At 67.9% G+C, this 14,914-nt stretch carries 15 protein-coding genes; 7 read left to right on the forward strand and 8 right to left on the reverse strand.

Translation table 11 applies throughout. The annotated features are described in order from the left end of the window. Positions 1 to 65: 65 nt before the first annotated feature. Complete coding sequence (locus tag ACQUQD_RS05365; RefSeq protein ID WP_428950770.1) at positions 66 to 503, reverse strand: acyl-CoA thioesterase; 438 nt, start codon at positions 501 to 503, stop codon at positions 66 to 68. 18 nt (positions 504 to 521) lie between these two features. Next, positions 522 to 1,730, reverse strand: a complete 1,209-nt coding sequence (locus ACQUQD_RS05370; RefSeq protein WP_428950771.1) for a serine hydrolase domain-containing protein — start codon at positions 1,728 to 1,730, stop codon at positions 522 to 524. A gap of 473 nt (positions 1,731 to 2,203) precedes the next feature. On the opposite strand from ACQUQD_RS05370, the gene ACQUQD_RS05375 reads away from it, so the two are divergent. After that, positions 2,204 to 2,914, forward strand: a complete 711-nt coding sequence (locus tag ACQUQD_RS05375) for a response regulator transcription factor (protein ID WP_428950772.1) — start codon at positions 2,204 to 2,206, stop codon at positions 2,912 to 2,914. Positions 2,915 to 3,018: 104 nt separating this feature from the next. Here the strand turns inward: ACQUQD_RS05375 and ACQUQD_RS05380 are convergent, their stop codons facing one another. After that, positions 3,019 to 3,951, reverse strand: coding sequence for a UbiA family prenyltransferase (locus ACQUQD_RS05380; RefSeq protein WP_428950773.1), 933 nt, complete (start codon positions 3,949 to 3,951; stop codon positions 3,019 to 3,021). Between the two features lie 257 nt (positions 3,952 to 4,208). Between ACQUQD_RS05380 and ACQUQD_RS05385 the strand changes: the two genes are divergently transcribed. Continuing rightward, positions 4,209 to 5,681, forward strand: a complete 1,473-nt coding sequence (locus ACQUQD_RS05385; RefSeq protein WP_428950774.1) for an FAD-dependent monooxygenase — start codon at positions 4,209 to 4,211, stop codon at positions 5,679 to 5,681. Positions 5,682 to 5,854: 173 nt separating this feature from the next. Then, entirely contained in the window at positions 5,855 to 6,247 is a 393-nt protein-coding gene (locus tag ACQUQD_RS05390; RefSeq protein WP_428950775.1) for a PPOX class F420-dependent oxidoreductase, read from the forward strand. 319 nt (positions 6,248 to 6,566) lie between these two features. Here the strand turns inward: ACQUQD_RS05390 and ACQUQD_RS05395 are convergent, their stop codons facing one another. Further along, entirely contained in the window at positions 6,567 to 7,766 is a 1,200-nt protein-coding gene (locus ACQUQD_RS05395; RefSeq protein ID WP_428950776.1) for an IS701 family transposase, read from the reverse strand. A 414-nt stretch (positions 7,767 to 8,180) separates the two neighbouring features. Here ACQUQD_RS05395 and ACQUQD_RS05400 point away from each other — a divergent pair, with 414 nt between their 5' ends. Continuing rightward, a complete protein-coding gene (locus tag ACQUQD_RS05400; protein WP_428950777.1) occupies positions 8,181 to 8,807 on the forward strand; it encodes a TetR family transcriptional regulator in 627 nt (208 codons plus the stop codon). Here the strand turns inward: ACQUQD_RS05400 and ACQUQD_RS05405 are convergent. Continuing rightward, entirely contained in the window at positions 8,780 to 9,763 is a 984-nt protein-coding gene (locus tag ACQUQD_RS05405; protein WP_428950778.1) for an NAD-dependent epimerase/dehydratase family protein, read from the reverse strand. The genes ACQUQD_RS05400 and ACQUQD_RS05405 overlap by 28 nt on opposite strands. Beyond that, positions 9,760 to 10,386 carry a ScbR family autoregulator-binding transcription factor gene (locus tag ACQUQD_RS05410; protein WP_428950779.1) on the reverse strand — a complete coding sequence of 209 codons (627 nt, stop codon included), beginning with the start codon at positions 10,384 to 10,386 and terminating at the stop codon, positions 9,760 to 9,762. Before ACQUQD_RS05410 ends, ACQUQD_RS05405 begins: the two co-directional genes overlap by 4 nt. Positions 10,387 to 10,597: 211 nt before the next feature. On the opposite strand from ACQUQD_RS05410, the gene ACQUQD_RS05415 reads away from it, so the two are divergent. After that, entirely contained in the window at positions 10,598 to 11,494 is an 897-nt protein-coding gene (locus ACQUQD_RS05415; RefSeq protein ID WP_428950780.1) for a ScbA/BarX family gamma-butyrolactone biosynthesis protein, read from the forward strand. A 383-nt stretch (positions 11,495 to 11,877) separates the two neighbouring features. Here ACQUQD_RS05415 and ACQUQD_RS05420 read toward each other — a convergent pair whose 3' ends face one another. After that, a complete protein-coding gene (locus ACQUQD_RS05420; RefSeq protein ID WP_428950781.1) occupies positions 11,878 to 12,102 on the reverse strand; it encodes a hypothetical protein in 225 nt (74 codons plus the stop codon). A gap of 223 nt (positions 12,103 to 12,325) precedes the next feature. Here ACQUQD_RS05420 and ACQUQD_RS05425 point away from each other — a divergent pair, with 223 nt between their 5' ends. Both ACQUQD_RS05425 and ACQUQD_RS05430 read left to right on the forward strand, forming a co-directional pair. Continuing rightward, positions 12,326 to 12,868, forward strand: coding sequence for a hypothetical protein (locus tag ACQUQD_RS05425; RefSeq protein WP_428950782.1), 543 nt, complete (start codon positions 12,326 to 12,328; stop codon positions 12,866 to 12,868). Between the two features lie 487 nt (positions 12,869 to 13,355). Next, positions 13,356 to 13,955 (forward strand): TetR/AcrR family transcriptional regulator, encoded by a 600-nt coding sequence (locus ACQUQD_RS05430; RefSeq protein WP_428950783.1) that lies wholly within the window; start codon positions 13,356 to 13,358, stop codon positions 13,953 to 13,955. Positions 13,956 to 13,992: 37 nt separating this feature from the next. Here the strand turns inward: ACQUQD_RS05430 and ACQUQD_RS05435 are convergent, their stop codons facing one another. Next, complete coding sequence (locus ACQUQD_RS05435) at positions 13,993 to 14,793, reverse strand: SDR family NAD(P)-dependent oxidoreductase (RefSeq protein WP_428950784.1); 801 nt, start codon at positions 14,791 to 14,793, stop codon at positions 13,993 to 13,995. Positions 14,794 to 14,914 lie beyond the last annotated feature (121 nt).

A 14,914-nucleotide genomic window follows, 5' to 3' on the forward strand; every position in this document is an offset into this window, starting at 1 on the left:
TGCCTCAGCAGTCGCCATGGAATTCCTCAGCTTTCTTTTAGGAACTGACGGTTCGGCAGGACCGGTTAGAGACGGTCCCGGCGGGAGTCTTCGAGATGCCGGCGCAACGCCGGGCCAATTACGCAGCTCTCCTGGGAGCTGAGGTCGAACATGACCATCCGGCTCACTGCTCGGACGCTGACCTTTTTCGAGGCGTCGAGGAGGCGGAAGTTGAATTCGAAGCTGGATCGCCGGACATTCGATGTCCACACTTCGACCCGGATCGGTTCGAGCGAGTACCTGAGCGGTCGCAGGTATCCGATGTCATGTGAGGCGACGACGGCGGCCTCTCCCTCGAAGACACCGCTGGCCATGAGCCACCTGATCCGGGCTTCTTCGATGATCCGTACGATCTCGCAGTTGTTGACGTGGCCGTAGGAGTCGACGTCACCCCACCGGAGCGAGACCTCGACGGACGACGGCTCGGCGGCGGACGGGTCCGCCATCAGCGCTGTGGAGTCCATGGTTACCGTCGTCCCGCCTCAGCAGAACGCCTGGTAGACGAACTGCCGCAGACGGTTGGTGATCGGCAGGGTGCGCGAGGGGTACAGCTGCGGGGAGACGAGCGCGCTCACGCCGGACGAGGGGTCGATGAAGTAGTTCGCGCTGCTCATGGAGAGCCAGAAGTACTCGCCCTTGCGGGTCAGCATGTGGCTCTCCTGCGGCTGTGTGACCGTCATGAAGCCGAGGCCGAAGCCGGAGGCGGGCATCAGCTCGTTGACCGCCGGTACGGCCCAGCTGCCGAAGCCGTTGCCCAGAGGCACGTTCCCCGGCAGGTGGTTGCTGCGGATCGACTCGACCGTCAGCGGCGAAAGGAACTGCTCGGACGTGGAGTTGACCTTGCCGTTGTTCGCCAGCATGCCAAGGAACTTCATGTAGTCCGCGACGGTGGTGTAGATGCCGCCGCCGCCCGACAGGAAGACCGGGTCCTCCGTGTTGTAGACGCTCGCGGGCGCGTTGTGCTCGATGCCTCCGTCGGCGGTGGGGCTGTAGATCTCCGCGTAGCGGTCCTTCTTGCTCGGATCGACGAGGAAGGCGGTGTCCGTCATGCCCAGCGGCTCGAACAGAGCCTCCCGCATGTAGACGTCGAGGCGCTTGCCCGAGATGACCTCGATGACGCGCCCGAGCACGTCGGTGCTCACGCCGTAGTTCCACGCCGAACCCGGCTGGAAGCGCAGCGGCACGGAAGCCCAGGTCTCGACCGCTTCGGCGAGGTCGGTGCCGGCCGGCGGCTCCACCGTGTGGCCCTGGTTGACGTAGAGCGTGTCCACCGCGTGGGACTGGTGCGCGCCGTAGCCGAGACCGGAGGTGTGGGTGAGCAGGTGCCACATCCGCATCGGCTCCACCAGCCCCTCGGTGATGGGGGATGCGGGCAGGCCGGCGCGGTAGACCCGCTGGCCGGCGAAGGCCGGGAGGTGGTCGGCCACCGGGTCGTTCAGCCCGACCAGGCCCTTTTCGACGAGGGTCATGAAGGCGACCGAGGTCATCGGCTTGCTCATCGACCAGGTGCGGAAGATGCTGTCGGCCTGCATCGGGATGCCTGCGGCGATGTTCGCCATTCCGCCGGAGGACTCGTACTTGGTCTCCCCGTGCTGGGACACCATGGCGGACCAGCCGGGGATCTTGCCTTCGTCCGTCAAGCGGCCGAAATAGTCCCCCAGGCCGGCCAGGCGATCCACCCTGAGCTCCATATTGTTGCTTCCTCCTTCTACAGGCCCCTGAGATGGTTGTTCCGGCCGGGCTGAACGGTGCCCCTAAGAAGGGTCGATCGCGGTCAGCGATATCGGCGGGAATTCTTGGGGCAGTCGGCACTGAAATAACGCCGGCTGCTCCCCAACACGACTGAAGATTACGAGAATTCGATCGCGGCTCGAGGATTGAGGAGGGCAACTGCACCCTAGGGTGCATCCAACTCGACGTTCAGCGGCTTCTGTTACACCGGGGATAGGCGGCCAGGCCAGAGGTACCTGCCAAAGTCGCGCTCACTGGCGGGACTCCGGACGCGTTCCGAAAAGGTCGTTCTGATTTAGCCAGGTAGGCGCTGTCCGGAGCCTTGCTCGTGGCTAGCTTGGGTCTCGTCGCCCCGGTTGCCCGACGCCGCTCCGGAGCGCAGGCAGATCGGCTCGGCCACCTGCTTCACAGAAAGGGCGTCCAGGAGGGGAACATGCACTATCCGGCCGCGGCACAGTTCATGCACACCGCAATTCCCGATGTCATTCGCACGTATCGCAACGCCTTGCTCACAGTCCGCAGTCCACTGGCGATGCACCAGGAGGCCTGGCCCAGATGTCGCGACCAGGCCCGGTCGATCGTGGAGGAGTGCGCCTCGGCTCTGGCAGGGCGCGGGTCGTCGGATTCGACTGAGGCCCGTTCCTTCTCGCAGCTCGTGGGGGTCGACCGCGCCGGGCAGGGGATCGCCATGGCGGAATCGGTGCGCGCGGTGGACATTCTGTGGAGCGCGATGCAGCCGTCGCTGCGTACTGCTGTCCAGTACGAGGTCGCCGCACGACGGACGGACGCGCTGCTCTTGGCAAGCACGGCTTTTCGGAGCAGTACGGGAAGCCGTCTGTATGCGGGGGCTCGGGCCTATGACGCCGCTGACCGGCTCGTGCCGGCCCGGCCTGAGGTCGCCGCGAAAGCGGACGGGCGTGTGCCGGGAGCTGCCGCGCCGGCCCGGCCTGCGGCCTGTGCCGGTCTGTCGTGCCGTGAGCGGGAGATCCTCGAGCGGGTCTCGATGGCTCGGACCAACGGTCAGATCGCCCGTGAACTCGGGATCGAGACCGCGACGGTCAAGCGTCATCTCAGCAATATCTACGGGAAGTTGCAGGCTGATTCTCGGATCGACGCAGTGAACAAGGCGTTCGGCCGGGTCTGACCCGGCCCGGCGCTTCGGCCTGAGGGGCCGCGTGCGGTACATGCCCGATGGAGGGCCGACGCCTTGGCGTCGGCCCTCCACTCTTTTCCGGTTCGCCATGGGGATCAGAGGGATCCGCGGATCAGCGCGAAGAGCAACAGCACGCTGTTCGCGACGTATTGGGTGCGCATGAAGGCCCGGTAGGCGCTGCGATGGCGGTGCTTGTCGGCGGGGTCGACCCGGGCGGTGCGCAGAATCTGGACGACGACGCAGACGGCTCCGACCGCTAGGACGGTGGTGCCGATCAGTGTTGAGGGCGCCCAGGCGATCGATGCGAGGACCGAGCAGACCCCCACGATGAGCGCGCCGGCCACTCCGAGGGCGCGGGCCGATGCCGCGCCGTGGCGGACGGCCACTGTCTTGCGTCCGCCCGTGGCGTCGCCGTCGACGTCGCTCAGGTCCTTGACGACCGACCCCACCAAGGCCATCCAGGTGCTCAGCGCCCCGGCGGCGACGAGCCCCGCGGGGCTCAGCCCGTCTCCGGTCGTGGCCGCGCCGCCCGCGAACGACGTCCAGCCGAGACCGAACACCACGACGGCACAGGCGGTGCTCCAGCGCTTGGCCGGAAGCGGCGGCGCCGAGTAGAGCCAACCCAGCAGCAGGAAGGCCGCCACCCACACAGCAAGTCCTGGTATCCACGCTGCCGACACGAGCGAACCCACTGCGGCCAGTGCGGTCAGTGCGGCGGCTGTCCGCACCGGCAGGGCGCCCGTGGCGATGGGCCGGGCGGAGCCGTTGGCGCGGTCTTCCTTGACGTCCATGACCCCGTTGACCAGATAGGCGGCGATCACGGCCAGCCACCAGGCCAGGCCTCCGGCGGTCAGACGCAGCAGGCTGACGGCGTGCGCGTGGGCGGGCGAGGCGGCACCGATCACATACCGCAGCAGGAAGACCACCTGGACGGTGGGGCGCGCCTCCACGACGGCAAGTCGGGCATGCCTGGGGAAGAAGCGGATCGGCGCCTGCGTGGCGAGTGTCGCGTTGGTGATCTGAGCCATGGCCCGCAACGTAGCCATTTCGACGGAGTATTCGCGATATCCAGAGCCTCAGTTGCATCCAAGGGTGCAGATGCCGTGGCTTTGTCTCTGCGCCCTTGGATGCAGTTGGTCGTTGCAGGCCGTGTGCGTTGCCGGACAGCGGTCACGATGGCCAGGCGGTTGCGGCCCGTAGTCGACGGGCCGCGCTGCTCGGCGTCCTCGGGTTGTTCCGTGGCACGCCTGACGACTTCGGATCGAATCGTTTGGGGAGGTGGGCCATGGCTGACGTGGTGATCGTAGGCAGCGGTCCGGTGGGTCTGCTGCTGGCGTGCGAACTGCGGGTGGCCGGCGTGGACGTGCTGGTTCTGGACCGGCTGACGGAGCGCGCTCCGTACTCGAAGGCGCTCGGCATGCACGCGCGGACCCTTGAGGTGCTGGACCAGCGCGGCATCGCCGAGCGGTTCGTGGAGGGCCGCCGACGGGCGCCGACGACGCACTTCGCCGGTCTGCGTCCGCTGGAGCTGAGCGCGTTCGACACTCGGCACCCGTACATGCTGCTCATCCCGCAGGCGGAGACGGAGCGCCTGCTGGAGGAGCGAGCCACCGAGCTCGGGGTGCAGATCGGGTTCGGCGCCGAGGTCGTGGATCTCGCCCAGGATTCGGACGGCGTGGACGTGACGCTGTCGGACGGTGCTTCCCTGCGGGCCGGATACGTGGTCGGCTGCGACGGCAGCCGCAGCACAGTGCGCCGGCTGCTCGGTGTGGACTTCCCCGGAACTCCTGCCACCCTCACGGCGATGATCGCCGACGTGACGCTCGACGATCCGCCGGCCCAGCCTCGGCTGCTGGCTAGGTTCCCGGGGGGCCAGGCCGGTGTGCTTGAGTTCGAGCCGGGCCGCTATCGGGCCATGACCATCGAGTTCGACGCGGTGGCGGACCGGGACGCGCCGGTGACGTTCGACGTGTTCCGGGACACGTTCCGGCGGATCAGCGGTGCCGATCACGGGATGCGTGCGGCGGGCGAGGTCTCCCGGTTCGGCGATGCGGCCCGGCAGGCCGACCAGTACCGGGTGGGCCGGATCTTCCTGGCCGGTGATGCCGCACACATCCACAACCCTTCCGGGGGCCAGGGCCTCAACCTCGGTATGCAGGACGCGGTGAACCTCGGCTGGAAGCTGGCGGCCGCGGTGCGCGGGCAGGCGTCTGAGGAGCTGCTCGACAGCTACCACGCGGAGCGCCATCCGGTCGGTGCCGCGGTCCTGGCCAACACGCACGCGCAGGTCGCCCTGAGCCGGCCCGGGCATGGTGTGGACGCGCTGCGGGATCTCCTCACCCCGCTGCTGAACATCCCGGAAGTGAACCGTGCCTTCACCGGCATCGTCAGCGCACTCGACGTGCACTACCCGATCGCTGGTGGCCATCCACTGACCGGTGCGCGGATGCCGGACGTGAGCCTCAAGACCTCTGACGGCGATGTGCGGATGTACCAACTGCTGCATCGCGCCAGGGGGGTGCTGCTCGATCTGACCGAGGACGCCTCGCTGCGTACCAGAGCGGCAGGTTGGGCGGACCGGGTTGACGTCGTTCCGGCACGCCCCGCAGGCACCGATCTGGACGGGGTCCACTCCGTCCTGGTCCGCCCGGACGGTCATGTGGCCTGGGCGTCCCCCACCGACTCGGCTCTGCCCGATGCGTTGTCCCGTTGGTTCGGTCCTGCGGTTGGCTCCGATCAGACGGCAGGACGGTCGTGACGACAGCGGTGCACGGACGGTCGCCCCCCCTTTGCTCGGGTGGCCTCCGTCGCTGCTCTCCTGCCACCGTTCGTTCATCGATCGCTGCTGTGCATGGGCTGCCCGCAGGAGATCGAGTGCCACCGTGCGCGCACAGAACATCCACCCCCCATCCCTCTCGCAAGGAGTTCCCCGTGTCACTCATTCCCGACAGCCACGTCGACCTACTGGAGCGCCCGTTGTTCGGGCATCTGGCGACTATCAGGCCCGACAACACCCCCCATGTGAACCCGGTCTGGTACCAGTGGGACGGGGAACGGCTCTGGTTCACCACGTCCACCAGTCGGTTCAAGTACCGCAACATGGAGTCGAATCCGCACGTCTCGCTGTCCGTGAACGACCCGGATCAGCCCTACCGCTACCTTGAGGTCCGCGGCATCGTCGACCAGGTGGATCCCGACCCCCTGGCGCTGGACTTCTTCAAACTCGCCGAACACTACGGGCTGCAGATGGACGTGCCCGCCGGCGAAGAGGACCCGACACGCGTCATGGTCGCGGTCATTCCGCACCATGTCACTTTTCAGTAGTCATGGAGACAGGGAGCGCTCCCGTGGATGCCAAGCCCCGGACCGACGCCTGGTCCTTCTTCGTCATGGAGTTGAACGCCGGGCTGCGGCGCAGCGCGCCGCAGTTGCACCTTCGGGGGCCGCTCTGGACTCGCGCGCGTATGGCGGGGGATGACGTTCGCGCCAGTGAGCGTCCCGCTGCGTCGTCGGGGCAGGGCGCGCTGTGAGGTTCCGCCGAAGGGTAGTGGCCGCAATGGCGGAACTCGTCGCTGGTCATCGCCGGTCGTCAGGGCGTGTGATCTCCCCGTAGGGCGGCCGGTCGGCCCGTCGGTTCTCGTCTTCAGGCTGCCTGGGGCAGCACGGGAGCTGCCTCGGCGGCCGGCCCGTGGCCGGTGAGTCGGCTGAAGGCGTATGCGGCTGACACCAGGGTCATGTGGTGGTGCCAGCCGAGATAGGAACGGCCTTCGAAATCCCGCAACCCGTAGTGGTGGTGCATGTTGCGCACCGCTTCCTGCGTGCGGTGTGTGGTGTCCGCGAGACGGAGGATCTCGCTGGGACGTTGCTGCCCGAGATCGGTGACGAAGTAGCGCGCGCCGCGCCCGCTCACTGGCTGCTCGACGAGTAGCGAGCAAGGCCGGTGCGGAACGCGCTGGACGCCGTCGGCCAGGCGGACCGCGCAGGTCCGCACGTGGGAGCGGGCCCGCCCGCCCGTGCCGGGCACAACGCCGAAGGCGAAGCCGGGCGAAGCCGTTCCGCCACGCAAGAACTCGCTTGCGGCTACTGGTCCGCTTTGCCTGGACAGCAGGCTCGCTGCGAGGCGGTCCGGGACTTGTGCGACGAATCCTGTGCCGAGGGTGGCGAGGCCAGGCAGGAGCGACGAGTCGTGCGGGACCTCGGTGAGGTCGACGACGACGGGGATGTCCTGTCGTCCGGAGGCGGCGATCTGGGCGCGAACCAGGTCGAGGGCGCAGGCGCCCTCTGCAGGCGTGGTCTGGTCGTCGGGAATGCGGGCAGCTGCACGCCGGGGCTCGTCGGTCTGCCACGATCCCGGCAGCGCGAGGCGCCAGTCGACGGGGAGGCTGTGGTCGGCAGATCCCAGAAAAAGGCCCACTCCGAGCTGGCAGTTGACGGTGCGGTCGACGTCGCGGATGTAGCGTCGGTGGACTCCGGCGGAGTGGTGGCCGCGCTTGGGAAGCACGGCAAGTCCCAGGCTCCAGGTGAGAGTCGGACGGTTCCTTGTGGCCCAGTCGGCGAGTGCCCGCCGTGTCGGCTGCCAGTCCCAGGGGCTGACGTTGAGGAACTGCTGCAAGGCCTGGGAGGCATAGGGAGAGTCGGAGACAGCGGCCGCCATACGGCGCAGCGATTTCTTGCCCGGTGTCGTCAGCAGGCCTGTCACGTACTCGCGCGAGCGGTTGCGTTGGTCTGCTCGCGGGAGGTGCGCGAAGAGGCGGTCGATGAACTCCGACAGGAGTTCATCGCTGTCTGTCCTTGCCGGAACACGCCCGTGGCTGTGGATGCCGACAGTGTTGTGCACAGTCATCCCCCGACCCTTCTCGATCCGATCCGCTGCAAGAAACATAGAGAGTTCTCTCTTTTTAGTCCAGTCGCTCTTCGGGAGGGGACGACCTTGAGAGGTTGCCGACGAGCCGGCCGTCGCGTGACCAGGCTGAATCTGGCAGGAACTCGACTACGCCTTAGGCACCTTGACCTAGCGTCCACCGCGCAGGCGCCCGCATGATGCATCGAGTGAACGTCTGGACCGGCACGTACCCGAGGGCCCTGACCTAGGGATTCGATACCGGAGAGGGCGAGGCCCCACACCTGCATCGGGACGACGCATGGACGCATCACGGTCCGCACCGTGGGGCCGCACCAAGACCGCTGCGTCCGCAGCACACCACCTTGCGTTGGTATTCAGCCAGCGCGAAACCGACGAACAAGAAAGAAGAGGGGCATGAAGGGGCAGACCGGACAGGCGAGGGCGGCGCTGACACGCGCGCGGCTCATTCGTAGCGCCGCGGCGGAATTCGCTCTGCACGGCTACGACGGAACCTCGCTGTCCCAGGTCTGTAAAGCGGCGGGCGCCACCATGGGTGCCCTCACGTTCCACTACCCCAGCAAGGTGTCCCTGGCGCGGGCCGTGTGTGCGGCCGGGATCGAGGCCACGCGCACCGTGGTGGGCAAGGCAGACCTGCAGGCACAGGCCCCGCTGGACTCTGTCGGCGTTGTCGCGGGCGCACTTGCCTCGTTGCTGAGTGACGAGGGCACGGCGCGGGCGGCTGCCCGGCTGACCCGTGAACGGCCGTCGCTGCGCCTGGACTGGCGCGACAGTTGGCTGCCGCTGGTCCGCGCCCGTCTGTACCAGGCCGAGGTCCTCGATCAGCTGCGGCCCGGCACGTGTCCCGAGTCTGCCGCCCTGCTGGTGGGCAGCCTGGTGGCCGGGGTGGAGGCAGGTCTGCTGCCACAGTCCAAAGAAGCGCTCCTGCCGTCACGCACCGCTCAGGAACATCTCATCGACCTGTGGCAAACGGCTCTGCGGGGCATCGGCTCGGTTCACGACGAGCCTGCGCCGGCGCCCTGACCCCTCTCCGCCAGCGCATGGCGGTACCAGTCAGCCGCTTCGTCGAGCCGGGCCAGAGGGCCAGGGCCGGGTTCCGTATCCAGCAACTGCCAGATACGTTCGCTCAGGTAGAAGTGATCCAGGGAGAGCAGTTCCAACTGCCGTTCTCCGTAGCGTCCTTGTGAGTGCGCGACGAGTGCTCGGCACTCGTCCCAGTCCGCGCTGCCCCGGGCGGGAGCCACGAGCCCATGCGCGCTGAGTGTCTTCCTGAGCTGTCCGGTAGAGACCGGCTCCGGATGGGCTGCATGTTGGACTCCTCGTGCCGTGGTGGTAGCTGTCGCAGCTGCGGCTACCAGTCGGGCCAGATCGCCGACGTCCACGACTGACAGCAGCCCCGTGCCACCGAGCCACTCGGGCAGGACACGCTCGGCCAGCTCGGCGTATGCCGGCACGACCCACCGGTCTCCCTCTCCGATGACCAGGCCCGGCCTCAGGACAAGAGCGCCCGCGTCCAGGGCGAACCGCTCCCCCATCAGTCGGGTGCGGCTGGCGGCCGAGACCGGCTGCGGAACGACGGCGTCGACGTCGATGCCCCGGTGGGGACCCGCTCCGTAGACGGCTGCGGTCGACAGGTGCACGATCCGCTCGAGCGCACTCGCCCGCGCCGCCGCCATCACATCGGCAGTCCCGCGCAGGTTCACCGCCTCGCACCGTTCGGCGTCCTTGCCGACGTACGAGGCCGTGTGGACCAGGGCGTCAGCTCCGTCGAGAAGTGCGGTCAGTGATGCGGCGTCGGCGAGGTCGCCGCGGATCTGCCGCACCGCTCCGCCCCCGGGCAGGGCGACGCCCGTGCGGCGCATCAGCACACGGACCTGTACCGGACCGCCCACCGGGCTCGGCCGGCCGAGCAGGCGTTGCAGCACGGCGGAGCCGATGAATCCGGTGGCTCCGGTCAGTGCGACGGTCCACGGCGTCACTTGGTCACCTCGGCCGCGCGCCCGTGAAGCTTCAGGCTGTCCGTGACCTCGGGGGCGGCGACGGCCGGCAAGAAGTAGGACCACAACTCCGCGATGCGCTCCGGCAGATCCTTGCGCCCCTCGCTGATCTGGGACAGCAGCTGGGTTCCGCTGTACGCACCGACCAGGACCCTGGCGAACGACGACGGATCCACGCCCTCACGCAATTCTCCGAGTGCTTGGGCCACGATCAGTTCGTCTCGGAAGGTGGCGATCCACAGCTGGTACGCCGCGTCTTCCCGCAGGCCGAAGGCTCCCTGCTCCACGGCCAACTGCACACCCGCTCGGAACAGGACGTTGCGCTGCAGCTCATGCGCCAAAGCGAGCGTGAGATCGATCAGGTGCTGCAGCCCGTCCACTTGCCCCAAGTCCGGCAAATCCGACGCCTGCTCGGCCATGACCGCCCGGGCCAGGTCCTCTTTGGATTCAAAGTGGAAGTAAAGAGCTCCCATAGTCGAACCGGCCCTCTTCACGATCTTGGTCGTGCTGGTTCCGGCGTATCCGTGCAGGTCAAACTCTTCTGCGGCGGCTCGAACGAGCGCCGCCCGCGTCTTTACCGCACGCTCCTGCTGTAGCCGTGCCATCAGTTCTCCCTCGACAATGAAACAGAGCGCTCTCTAGGTTATGCCCCGTGACCAGTGCCCTAAGGCTGTCGGGCTCATCCTGCCACCTGCGGCCACCCAGCCGGTCATGTCACTTTTGGATCCTCAGAGAGGCTGTTCCATGCCTGCTGCCGTTGTTGAACCCGCTCCCGCCCATGGTCCGCTCAGGGGTGCCACCAGTTCACCGTCCCCGATGCTCACGACGGTCCCTCGCCAGTACGTGCACAAGACCGCCGAGACGGAAGCCTTGCTGCGCGGCTGGCAGCAGGATGGCGAGAACGCCTTCCTCGCCACCTCACTGTGGCCCCAAGCACACAGCTTCTACAGACCCGGCCACGGCCTGCACGACCCGATGCTGTTCTCCGAGAGCGTCCGTCAGGCCATACCGCTGGTCAGTCACGCAGGATACGGGGCTCCCATGGACCATCGTCAGATATGGGACACCTACCGCTGCGCCGTCTTCCCTGATGCGTTGCGTCACGAGCCCGTGCCCGCCGCATGCTCACTACGCCTTAGCGGCACCGACGTCGTCATGCGCTCCGGACGCCTCAGCCGCATGACGCTGACGGCCACGGCCACCCGCGGCGACCAGCACCTGGGCATCGCCGAGACCCAGTTCACCAACCACGCTCCGGCCATCTACCAGCGGCTGCGCGGCGCGGGCAACGACGCCCCCGACGCGATGGCACGGGCCGTCCCGCTGCCAGCACCGATCGCCCCCGACCAGGTCGGCCGAATCGACCCGCAGGATGTCGTTCTGGCCCCCGGGCGAGCGGAGATGCAGTGGCAGTTGCGCGTCGACGTGACCCACCCCGTGCTGTTCGACCACCCGGTCGACCATGTTCCGGGCATGGTCCTCCTGGAAGCGGCACGACAGGCTGCCCATGCCACGATGCACCCGCGGCCCACTGTCCTCACGAGCCTGAACGCCCGGTTCACGCACTTCGTCGAGTTCGACACGCCGTGCTGGATCACGGCCGAGCAGGGTCCTGTCTCAGCGCCCGGGTACGAGACGGTGCGCATCACGGCCCGCCAGGGCGACCACGTGCCCTTCGCCGCGACGGTGACCTCGCTCGTCGTCTCACCCTGACGCGCAGGCAGCCGGACCGCTCACCGCCGGTGCGCAGCGGCGGCTCGCACTGTGACGGCCTCGCACTCGTCACGTGTGAATGCATCAGCGTCGGTCGCTGGTGTCACGGATTCCACGCAGCGACCTCCGGCACGGACCGGATCCGCCGCTGGTGGCGCTCGCACAGACACTGACCGGACCTGGGTGCAGGCACACCACCCGGGCCAGGCCCTCCTGCATCGCGTCGGGCCGCGGCTCCCTCTTCTTGCGCGCGCATGTGGGAGCCATCTACAACACATACACAGGTCCAGTCGAGCTCCCCGGCCGCGCGCAGTCCCGTGTCCGGACGGCGCCGACCCACGTGGCCGGAGCGGATGCAGTCGGCGTCGTCGTTCTCCCGAGAGTCACACCAGCCAGGAAACAGCCACACCGATCATGGAGAGACCCACCCCTGCGAAGATGCCGCCCACGAGCTTCGCCATCCCGCCGTACCGCTCCTCAAGAGCAGCGAACGATGCTGCATCCCCCTCCTGATAGAACCAGCTCCGCACCCCGCGAACATCCCTGATGAACGCACACCCGAACACAGCGATCACAGCCCCCAGCAGGATGACCACAACAGACTCCACAGCCCCAAAATAACGGGGGCACGAGAATCGCCGAACGATCAAGGTGGCAGCCCCTGCCGTAATGTGATCTCGCAACATCAACCAAGGGGTGGGATACATGGGTTCGAGTGCCCGAAGACCTGGCATGAGACAGGCCGCGGCAATGGCCACGGCGATCGGAGCGCTCCTTGTCGGCTGCAGCCCTCAGGAGACACCGGACAACGCACCAGCACATGCCAAGCCCGTGACGACCCTGCAGAAACGGGATGTGAAGGCCGTCCTGCCGGATGCAGCAGCGCTGCCGGGCTGGAGGCACATCGGACGGTCCCGGGTGGAGACGGACCCATACACCTGCATGATCTGGACGAGGAAGGACCCCTGCAGGGATGTGCTCGTCACCGGCAGCGCAAACTTCACGCGAGGGCCGCAACGGACCACGAGATGGCTGCGGTTCAGCTTCTTCGTCTTCTCCTGCCGCACCACCAGCGCAGCCCACCACCTGTACAGCAAGCTGCCGGACTACAGGCCACTGCCCGCCGAAGCGAAGAGGCCAAAACTGGGCGACGAGAGCGCCGCATCACGCAACCTGCTCAACGGCGAGCACCCAACAGCCGAGATCTACAACAAGATCCGCGTGGGCCACACGGTTGTCCTGACCTTCGCGGCCGGTCTGGAGAAGGCAGTAACAGCGGAACGTGCCGAAAAGGCGGCCCGGCTTCAGACCGAGCGAGTGCTACAGGCGCACCACGGATTCAAGCCCACCGCACAGGCGACCAGAGTGCCCTGACCAGGGCAGAGCAACAGATGGGGACACCGAATCCCGCCGGAGCTTTGACCTCCCAGACGGCTTCCGGAGGAGAGCGCCGAAACAGCGGAAAACCACGCACATAACCCTTGCGAACCACCACCGAAGCAGTCGCACCGGCCGCATGACTCCCCTCAAGAGAGCTACACCCAAGTGGTGGTGCCAGGTAGTGATTTCGAACACGCTGAACACCACCTGCTGTCAAACGAGGAGGAGCAGCTGCACGAAACTGAGCTGACGAGCCATGAATCAAGCCTTCCGAGCGGAGACGGAGCCCGATGTGCCGGGCTCCTGTCACGAGTCGAAAGTCAGCAACGAGGGACGAGATGCGGTCCCATGCTGACCACTTGCTGACCTCAGTCCGGCAGGAATGACTCTGACCTGCGGCTACGCCGAACCGCTAGATCTTGCTCTTGAATCCCCCGCGGCTCGCGATGCCCTGCCGCCGGCCCGCCGTATGCTCGTCCTCATGAGTGCCGCACCTCCCGCCCGCAGACGCGATGGCGCCGCGACACGTGAAGCCATCCTCGCCGCCGCGGTCGTCGAGTTCACCGAGCTCGGGTACGCCCGGGCCGGGGTGCGGCAGATCGCCGAGCGGGCGGGTGTCACGGCGATGATGATCAACCGCTACTTCGGTTCGAAGGAGCGGCTGTTCGCCGAGGCCGTCGACCGCGCCTTCGGCCCGCCGACCGTCGTCGGCGACGAGCTGCCCGGGCTGGCGGACTCCCTCGCCCGCAGCCTCGCCGAGCGCACGGCGCCCGACGCCGAACGGCTCGATCCGTTCCTGCTGTTGCTGCGCTCGGCAGCGGATCCGGTGGCGGCGGACATCGTCCGGCAGGGCGTCGAGACCCACGTGGGGGCCCGGCTCGCCGGGCTGCTCGACGGTTCCGACGCGGAGGTCCGCGCTCAGCTCGGGCTCTCGCTGATCGCCGGCACGTGGCTGCTGCGCAGTGTCGTCGGCACGAGCGCGCTCGCGGCGGCCGACGACGAGCGCCTCGCGGGGCTCCTCGCGGAGATGCTCCGGCCGGTCACCCGCGAGGCGGACTCCGCGCCCGTCGCCGGCCCATGAGGCGCCGACGAACAGGGGGCGTGACGTCCGCGTCCGCTCAGAACGCGGACCGGATGAGCCCGCCGTCCACGCGGAGGGTGGCTCCGCTGACGTACTGGGCGTAGGTGCTGCACAGGTACGCCACGGCCGCCGCGATCTCGTCCGGCTCGCCGAACCGTTCCTGGTCGTTCGGGATGAGGGCCTCGACGGCGTGGGGCCGGATCTCCTCCCAGGTGTGACCCCAGCCGCGGGCGGGCCCGATCCCGGTGACGAGGTCCCTGGTGGCGTCGACCAGGATCGCTCCGGGTGACACCACGTTGGAGGTGACGCCGGTGCCCTTGAGTTCGCGGGCCAGGGACACGGCGAGGTTGTGCCGGGCCGCCAGGGTGGCGTTGTACTGCGGGTGCGTGTTCACCGGCTGGGAGGCGAGACCGCCGCCGATCGTGATCACCCGCCCCCAGCCGCGCTCCCGCATCGCCGGGACCAGGTGCTGGATCATCCGGACGCCCGAGACCACGTTGACGTTGTAGGTGTCCCGCCATTCGTCGGGACTCGCCTCGGCCCACGACAAGTGCCGGTAGAAACCTGCGTTGTTGACGAGGATGTCGACGGGACCGTCCGAGGTCGCCGCCCGGGCCACGTCGCCGGCGGCGTCGTCGTCGGCCAGGTCGCCCACTGCCGTGGTGGCGGTCCCGCCGGCCTCACGGATCTCCCGCGCGACCCTCTCCGCGCGGTCCTTGTCCCGGCCGTGCACGACGACCGCCGCGCCCTCCGCCGCCAGCAGCTTCGCGGTGGCCTCACCGAGCCCGGAGCTCGAACCGGTGACGAGCGCGCGTTTTCCGGCCAGATCGAGATTCATGCGTGCTTCCTTCTCCCTGGTCCCCTGCCATGACGGCCGGGAAAGTGTGCCACTGGAGAAGTCTACACCTGTAGACGTTTTCGGAGCGGGGACCAGCAGGGGCCCGGCACGACGATGCGGC

The organism is Streptomyces sp. cg35 (assembly GCF_050410835.1).
Lineage (GTDB): Bacteria > Actinomycetota > Actinomycetes > Streptomycetales > Streptomycetaceae > Streptomyces.

Excerpts from the sequence above, each read along its gene's own strand:
- ACQUQD_RS05370 (WP_428950771.1), bottom strand. The coding sequence starts at position 1,730 with ATGGAGCTCAGGGTGGATCGCCTGGCCGGCCTGGGGGACTATTTCGGC.
- ACQUQD_RS05415 (WP_428950780.1), top strand. The coding sequence starts at position 10,598 with ATGCTCACGACGGTCCCTCGCCAGTACGTGCACAAGACCGCCGAGACG.
- ACQUQD_RS05380 (WP_428950773.1), bottom strand. The coding sequence starts at position 3,951 with ATGGCTCAGATCACCAACGCGACACTCGCCACGCAGGCGCCGATCCGC.
- ACQUQD_RS05430 (WP_428950783.1), top strand. The coding sequence starts at position 13,356 with ATGAGTGCCGCACCTCCCGCCCGCAGACGCGATGGCGCCGCGACACGT.
- ACQUQD_RS05435 (WP_428950784.1), bottom strand. The coding sequence starts at position 14,793 with ATGAATCTCGATCTGGCCGGAAAACGCGCGCTCGTCACCGGTTCGAGC.
- ACQUQD_RS05365 (WP_428950770.1), bottom strand. The coding sequence starts at position 503 with ATGGACTCCACAGCGCTGATGGCGGACCCGTCCGCCGCCGAGCCGTCG.
- ACQUQD_RS05395 (WP_428950776.1), bottom strand. The coding sequence starts at position 7,766 with ATGACTGTGCACAACACTGTCGGCATCCACAGCCACGGGCGTGTTCCG.
- ACQUQD_RS05400 (WP_428950777.1), top strand. The coding sequence starts at position 8,181 with ATGAAGGGGCAGACCGGACAGGCGAGGGCGGCGCTGACACGCGCGCGG.
- ACQUQD_RS05375 (WP_428950772.1), top strand. The coding sequence starts at position 2,204 with ATGCACTATCCGGCCGCGGCACAGTTCATGCACACCGCAATTCCCGAT.
- ACQUQD_RS05410 (WP_428950779.1), bottom strand. The coding sequence starts at position 10,386 with ATGGCACGGCTACAGCAGGAGCGTGCGGTAAAGACGCGGGCGGCGCTC.
- ACQUQD_RS05385 (WP_428950774.1), top strand. The coding sequence starts at position 4,209 with ATGGCTGACGTGGTGATCGTAGGCAGCGGTCCGGTGGGTCTGCTGCTG.